Source organism: Kitasatospora sp. NBC_00315, assembly GCF_041435095.1.
GTDB lineage: Bacteria > Actinomycetota > Actinomycetes > Streptomycetales > Streptomycetaceae > Kitasatospora.
In genome coordinates, this window is record NZ_CP108025.1 from 2248421 (window position 1) to 2254427 (window position 6007).

Here is a 6007-nt window from a genome sequence, read left to right on the forward strand (position 1 = left end):
CACAGCTCGATACGCGCCAGTGCCCTGGCAATCACGAGCCGCTGGTGTCGGAGATTCGCCCGGTCAGAGCGGGCTGGCCATCCTGTAGACCGAGACATGGGAGCGCGACTCCGCAGTGAATTCCTCTCCCGTCCAGTCGGCATGCCTGGACTCCAGTGTCATTCCGGCCAGCTCGGCCATCAGGTCAAGTTCAGCCGGCCAGATGTATCGGTGCGGGCTGCGGAACAATCGGGCCTCGCGGCCGGCCTCGGTGTCGAACCGGAAGTGGTGCGAGACGACCTGCTGGCGCAGGACATCGTAGGTATCGAGCCCGATGTAGCCCGTCGCCGACTCCCAGACCACGGCCTGCTGACCTGGTGGCAGCTTGCGAAGTTCGGGGACCCACAGCTCGACGACGAACCGCCCGCCCGGCGCGAGGTGGCGTGCGGCGTTTCGGAAACAGGCAACCTGCTCGGCCTGCGTGAGCAGGTTGGAGATGGTGTTGTAGACGAGATAGACGAGCTGGAACTCGCCCGGAACTCGTGCAGTGGCCATGTCGCCGACGACGACCGGGATGGCCGCGTCGTCTGCCTTGGCGCGGAGCTGATCGATCATCGGCTTCGACAGCTCGATGCCACTGACCGGGACTCCGCGCTCCGCGAGCGGCACTGCCACCCGCCCGGTCCCGATGGCGAACTCCAGCACCCGCCCGCCCTCGGCGAGCTCCACGAGACGATCCACTGTCGGCCCCAGCACCGCCGGCGCGAACATGCCGGTCCCAGGGGCGTCATAGCTCTGAGCGGCCTGGTCATCCCAAATCTCACTTTGAAGCATGAACAGCGATGATTGCCCACCGCCCGAGGAACGGCAACACACTTTTGCCACAGTCAAGATGAGGGTGCGCCGCCCGTTCGAGCTCCGACCTGCCCCCCATGACGGGGGCCCCGAGGAGCACCGGCGGTGATCCATGTTCCGGCCGGGCACGGAACGTGACATGTCCCTATCCCACACTGGCCGGCACCTCAGCGCAGGCCTCAAGAAGTCACATTGATCACTACTCGATACGCGCCCTAGGAGTCGCGCCTCGAACTGGCGAGGCTCCTCTTCGCTGATTTCGATCCATCCGTAGGTTCCTACGCTGGTGCCCACGTTCACTCGCTGGGGGACTCCGTTGCCAGCGGGACACCGCACCGCCAGCAGTCGTTCGCGTGGTCGTCCTGGCAGACGTAGCCGATGGAACCTTCCACGCACCATTCGGCGGCCTCCTCGGACAGCAGGTCGGGCCCGGTAAGGAGCAGCCGACGAAATTCCGTGGTGTCCGCAATGTCGGCCGGGCGGTTGGTGAACCACTCGTCGAACCAAGGCTCGTCCCGGTGCAGGCGCCAGTGCGCATTCTCCCGGTCGTCGACAGCCGTAAGGAAGCGATCGACGATGCGCCCCCAACTCGGAGCTCCGAACCAGCCGTTGTCGGACGCGCAGAAGAATTCGATCAGGGTTCGCAGGCCGAACTCCTTCTCGTGCAGGCGGTACCTTCGCCCCCATGAGATCGCATCCTGTGCCATCTCCGCGAGTTCTTCTCGCGGATCAACCTCGTGCGCCGGGTCGTCAGTGTTGTGGCAGGCCAGCCCGAGCTCGAGCACGGACTGCCCGGTCGGTAGAACCCGAGACGGGTTGACGATCGCGAGACCCACAGCGATCCAGTCGATATGGTCGAACGACAGCATCGAGCGCACGATTCGGGTGGTTGCCACGTTGATCCGCATCATCGTGCCGTCGTGGAGCGGGCTCTTCCCGGCATGCCAGTTCTCGACCGGTGTGTTGCGCCACACAGCGAGCGTGATGCGTGTGGCAGCGAGCCACAGCAGTGCGTCGTCGTCAAGGTGCCCGAACCGGTCGGCACACTCCTGGGCGCCGTAGCGGATCAACTCTCGCGGGTTCGGCCGCGTATGGCTGTCAGACCCTTCAGACTCAGGCACGTACTCGTAGTCGCCGGCGTACTCGTCGAGGATCTCGCTCAACTCGGCTGCGCTGTAAGCCTCGCTGTACTCGGAGCCGTCCGGCCCCTCGACGGTGTACATGTCGTGGTCCCATGACACATACACGTCATCCCAGAGCACGACGTCGTCGCACTCCATGGCGTTATCTGTCACAACCGGCCTGATGGTGATCGGCGCAGTACGCCCGTCGGTTCGCTCGCCGTCCTTCTTGGCGGCCCATGCGGTGATGACCCCGAGCGGTTTCGGGAGGAGAGGGCCGACCTCGGTGATGCTGAACGGCTCGTCGTCGTCATCGGTGTCGATCCGGCTGTTGACGAACGCGACCACCTCGGAGGGCGTGCTGACGATGGACTGGGTACCACTCTCGTTGTCGACCACTCGCCACAACGCGCTGTTCTTCACGATGCTCTCCGATCGCGGTGAGTGCACCCGGGGCGGGTACGACGCGCCGGGTCGCTCGGCGCTGACTCCAATTATGAGCTGATCAACCCGTCCGTAGTCCCGCAGGTGCTTGGCGGCGACGATGCTCGGGACGTTCGTGCGCAACCTGCTCTTCGCGGCCGGCAGCACGGCAGCCGATGGACCGCCAGGAGTGCTACCACCGGGCGGCGTGAATCCCAACCCGTGCGCCCGCCTGGGCGGGTCGTTCCGACCCGCCCAGGCGGGCGGCTGAGCGATCAGGTCCCTGAGCCGGCGTGTAGCGACGTTGGGCAGTGGGGGCAAGGGCCGTCTCCCGTCGTCGGGCCCCTGCCCGGACGTCGGCAGGGGCCCGACGACGGGAGACGGTAGCTCACCGACCTGTTCGAGGTCATGCTCGGCACCGGTATGCGGCGCGGTGAAGTCCTGGGATTGCACTGGGAAGACGTCTACCTCATGGACCGTGCTCTGTTCGTCCGCTTCACCTTGGCTGCGGTCAACAACAGCGGCGTGACCCTTGGCGAGCCCAAGACACCCGCCAGCCTCGCCTGGGTCAGCCTCTCACCCCGCGTCATGAGGGCCCTCCACCGCCAGGCCAGGATTCAGATGGCCGCCCACCCCGAGGGTCGCCTCGAAGGACTCGTCTTCTCCCACGCCGACGGCTCACCGCTGCGGCCGCAGTGGGTGCTGGAGCAACTCCGTAGGCGCACCGCCGAGATCGACCTGCCCCGCATCGGGCTGCACGACCTGCGCCACACCGCCGCCAGCATCATGATCGCCATGGACGTGCCGCTCGCCATCGTCTCCAAAACCCTGCGCCACGCCACCCTCGCCACCACCATCAACCTCTACGGACACCTCTTCAAACACTCCGCCGACGAAGCCGTCCTCGCCCTCGCCAACGCCCTCAACAGTGCGGACCTCGAACGACGGCGCACGGTAGCGGACGGAGACACAGCTGCTCGGCTGGCTGCCTGACGCTCAGCCGATCGGGCTCGACCAACACAGGCCCGCGCGCGACGCCGGGCACTGACTGATCGTGGACAGGAGCCGCCCACGGCAGCAGGACCAGGTCGCGCCGCATCGTCTTGGTGTTGTCCGGGTGCGACGTCGGCCCGGGCGCGGTGGCGCCCGGGCCGACGCACCCGAGCGGCTACCAGCGGCGGCGCGGCGGCGCCGGGTTGAGCTTGGCGGCGAGCGCGGAGAGGAAGGTCGGGAGCTTGTCGACCATGTTCTTGGGGACCGGGGTGGTCTGGACGGTGCCACTCCTCACGTCCTCGACGACGAGGGCGTACGTGCCGTTCTCCTCGACGAGTTCGGCGGCGAAGAGCAGCGTCTGTGTGGAGGTTCCCATCAGAGCTCCCGGGACTGGGTGTCGTTGAGCCAGGCCGTCCACGCCTTGGTGGTCCGCTGCTCGTCGGTGTCCTCCGCGAACAGGTGGTGGCCGAGCCAGATCGGCACGTTCCAGGTGCTGCCGTTGAAGAACCGGTAGAGCGCGTCCGGGCCGCGCAGGCCGAGGAAGTCGGTGCTGATCCAGTCGACGACCACCTCATCGGGGTCCGGGCCGGGGGCGCGAAGGGTGAACCGGTCGCCGACGGTCGCGTCGGCGGGGAGGCCGAGGCGTCGGCACAGGGCGGCGAAGTCGGCCTGGTCGGCGGTGGGTTCGGGCTGCTGAGCCCTGACGTAGACGGCGGGGCGGCCGGCGAAGTTCCGGAGGTACTCGGCGAGGCCGTGCTGGTAGAAGTCGACGTGCTTCTCGGCCGCGTCCGTCTTGGCGTCCCAGGCCCAGGCCTCGTCGACGACGCCCGTGTGCACCCAGTGGATCCCCATCCGCAGGTGGCTGCTTCCGTGGTCGGCCGGTTCGACGTGGTAGCTGAGCGTGTTGGAGAACCCGCCGTCCTGGGTCGCCCGGACGGCGAGGTGCCGCGGCGGTTCCCAGGCCACGACGGTGGCGTCGCCCCGGGTGGCCTTTCCGCCGACGCGCGGCTCGACCTCCATCGGGTAGAGCCAACCCAGGTTGCCGGCGCCGGTGGCCACCGCGTCCCAGACCTGCTGGGTCGTGGCGGGCAGGTCCTGCTCCCGGCGGACCTCGAACTCTCGGGCCATCGTCGGTGCTGCTCCTTCGTCGTGGTTCACGGTCAGTAGGCGATCGGGAGGGTGCACAGCCGCCGTTGCAGCGGGTTGGGCCGCCAGTCCAGCTCCGCCCCGGCGGCGAGCCGCAGTTCGGGCAGCCGGCGGACCAGCGTGCCGACGGCGACCTCCGCCTGGAGTTTGGCCAGCGGGCCGCCGAGACAGAAGTGCGGGCCGTGGCCGAAGCTCAGGTGGCGGTTGCCGCGCCGGGACAGGTCGAGCCGGTCGGGGTTCTCGAAGCGTTCGGGGTCGCGGTTGGTCGCACCGAGGAACAGGTACACCAGCTCGCCCTCCCGCATCGTCCGGCCGCCGATCTCCAGGTCCTGCGCGACGACCCGGACGATCGCCTGGGTGACCGTGTCGTAGCGGGCCAGTTCCTCGACGGCGTCGCGGATCAGGTGCGGGTCCGCGCGCAGCCGGGCCAGCTGGTCCGGGTGGCGCAGCAGGGCCAGCGTGCCGTTGCCGATCAGGTGGGTGGTGGTCTCGTCTCCGGCGGTGATCAGGACGAAGCAGGTGGACAGCAGTTCGGAGTCGGTGAGCCGGTCGTCCTGCGCCTGGGTGGCGACCAGGGCGCTGATCAGGTCGTCGCCCGGCTCACGCCTGCGCTGCCGGACGAGCCCGGACAGGTACTCCTCGTACTCTTCGATCGCCGCCTCGGACCTGTCGATGTCCTCGGCCAGCCGGCCGAACTGCTGGAACCAGCTGTTGACCCGCGGCCGGTCCTCGTCCGGGATGCCGAAGAGCTCGCCGACGACGGACATCGGCAGCGGGGAGGCGACCGCCTGGATCAGGTCCATGGTCGGTCCGGCCGCGACCGCCTCGTCGATGAGCCGGTCGACGATCCGCTGGACGCCGTCGCGCAGGGCGTCGACGCGCCGGGCGGTGAAGGCCCTGTTGGCCAGTTTGCGCAGCCGGGCGTGGTCCGGCGGGTCGGTGTTGGTCATCACCCGGCCGAGTCGGTCGGTGAGCCGGCTGAGTGCTTTGAGGTCACCGCCGAGCGCGGTGAAGGCGCGGGTCATCCGGTCCCGGTCGTTGGACAGCCGCAGGTCGCCCAGTGCGGCCTCGACGTCGGTGTACCGGGTGAGATACCAGATGCCCTGGGCGCTGCGGTGGACCGGGTCCTCGCGCCGCATGCGGGCGTAGAGCGGGTACGGGTCGCGCCGGGCCTCGGGGGTGGACAGGGCTGCGGCGAGGTCGTCCGGCCGGGCGGGGCCCGCGGCGTCGCGGGCCCCGTCCAGGGTGTCGGTGGAGGTCACGTCGGCCGCGCTACCGCTGGGCGTCCATGGCGTCGGCGAGGCTCCTGGGCCGCATGTCGGTCCAGGCCCCCTCGACGTACTCCAGGCAGGCGGCGTGGGTGTCCGGGCCGTGGGTGACGGTCCAGCCGTCCGGGACGTCGGCGAAGTGCGGCCAGAGCGAGTGCTGGTTCTCGTCGTTGACGAGGACGAGAAAGGTGCCGTCCTGGTCGTCGAAGGGGTTGGTCATGG

At 68.7% G+C, this 6007-nt stretch carries 7 protein-coding genes; 1 reads left to right on the plus strand and 6 read right to left on the minus strand.

Translation table 11 applies throughout. From position 1 onward, the window contains the following. Nucleotides 1–63: 63 nt before the first annotated feature. Entirely contained in the window at nt 64–813 is a 750-nt protein-coding gene (locus OG823_RS08960) for a class I SAM-dependent methyltransferase (protein ID WP_371478928.1), read from the minus strand. A 317-nt stretch (nt 814–1130) separates the two neighbouring features. Continuing rightward, nucleotides 1131–2378 carry a hypothetical protein gene (locus OG823_RS08965; RefSeq protein ID WP_371478929.1) on the minus strand — a complete coding sequence of 416 codons (1248 nt, stop codon included), beginning with the start codon at nt 2376–2378 and terminating at the stop codon, nt 1131–1133. A gap of 408 nt (nt 2379–2786) precedes the next feature. Between OG823_RS08965 and OG823_RS08970 the strand changes: the two genes are divergently transcribed. Then, the gene (locus OG823_RS08970; RefSeq protein WP_371478930.1) at nt 2787–3371 is read left to right on the plus strand and encodes a site-specific integrase; all 585 of its coding nucleotides are present in this window, start codon (nt 2787–2789) and stop codon (nt 3369–3371) included. Between the two features lie 175 nt (nt 3372–3546). On the opposite strand, the gene OG823_RS08975 is transcribed toward OG823_RS08970, so the two are convergent. The 4 genes from OG823_RS08975 to OG823_RS08990 are packed head-to-tail and all read right to left on the minus strand — an operon-like array spanning nt 3547 to nt 6005. Beyond that, nucleotides 3547–3747 carry a hypothetical protein gene (locus OG823_RS08975; RefSeq protein ID WP_371478931.1) on the minus strand — a complete coding sequence of 67 codons (201 nt, stop codon included), beginning with the start codon at nt 3745–3747 and terminating at the stop codon, nt 3547–3549. Then, nucleotides 3747–4499 (minus strand): SRPBCC domain-containing protein, encoded by a 753-nt coding sequence (locus OG823_RS08980; protein ID WP_371478932.1) that lies wholly within the window; start codon nt 4497–4499, stop codon nt 3747–3749. Before OG823_RS08980 ends, OG823_RS08975 begins: the two co-directional genes overlap by 1 nt. 32 nt (nt 4500–4531) lie before the next feature. Further along, nucleotides 4532–5779, minus strand: coding sequence for a cytochrome P450 (locus tag OG823_RS08985; RefSeq protein ID WP_371478933.1), 1248 nt, complete (start codon nt 5777–5779; stop codon nt 4532–4534). A gap of 10 nt (nt 5780–5789) precedes the next feature. Then, nucleotides 5790–6005 (minus strand): MbtH family protein, encoded by a 216-nt coding sequence (locus tag OG823_RS08990; protein ID WP_371478934.1) that lies wholly within the window; start codon nt 6003–6005, stop codon nt 5790–5792. Between the last annotated feature and the right edge of the window lie 2 nt (nt 6006–6007).

What these genes read in the sequence shown, in the direction of transcription:
- OG823_RS08990 (WP_371478934.1), bottom strand. Translation starts at nt 6,005, where the DNA reads ATGACCAACCCCTTCGACGACCAGGACGGCACCTTTCTCGTCCTCGTC.
- OG823_RS08980 (WP_371478932.1), bottom strand. Translation starts at nt 4,499, where the DNA reads ATGGCCCGAGAGTTCGAGGTCCGCCGGGAGCAGGACCTGCCCGCCACG.
- OG823_RS08975 (WP_371478931.1), bottom strand. Translation starts at nt 3,747, where the DNA reads ATGGGAACCTCCACACAGACGCTGCTCTTCGCCGCCGAACTCGTCGAG.
- OG823_RS08960 (WP_371478928.1), bottom strand. Translation starts at nt 813, where the DNA reads ATGCTTCAAAGTGAGATTTGGGATGACCAGGCCGCTCAGAGCTATGAC.
- OG823_RS08970 (WP_371478930.1), top strand. Translation starts at nt 2,787, where the DNA reads ATGCTCGGCACCGGTATGCGGCGCGGTGAAGTCCTGGGATTGCACTGG.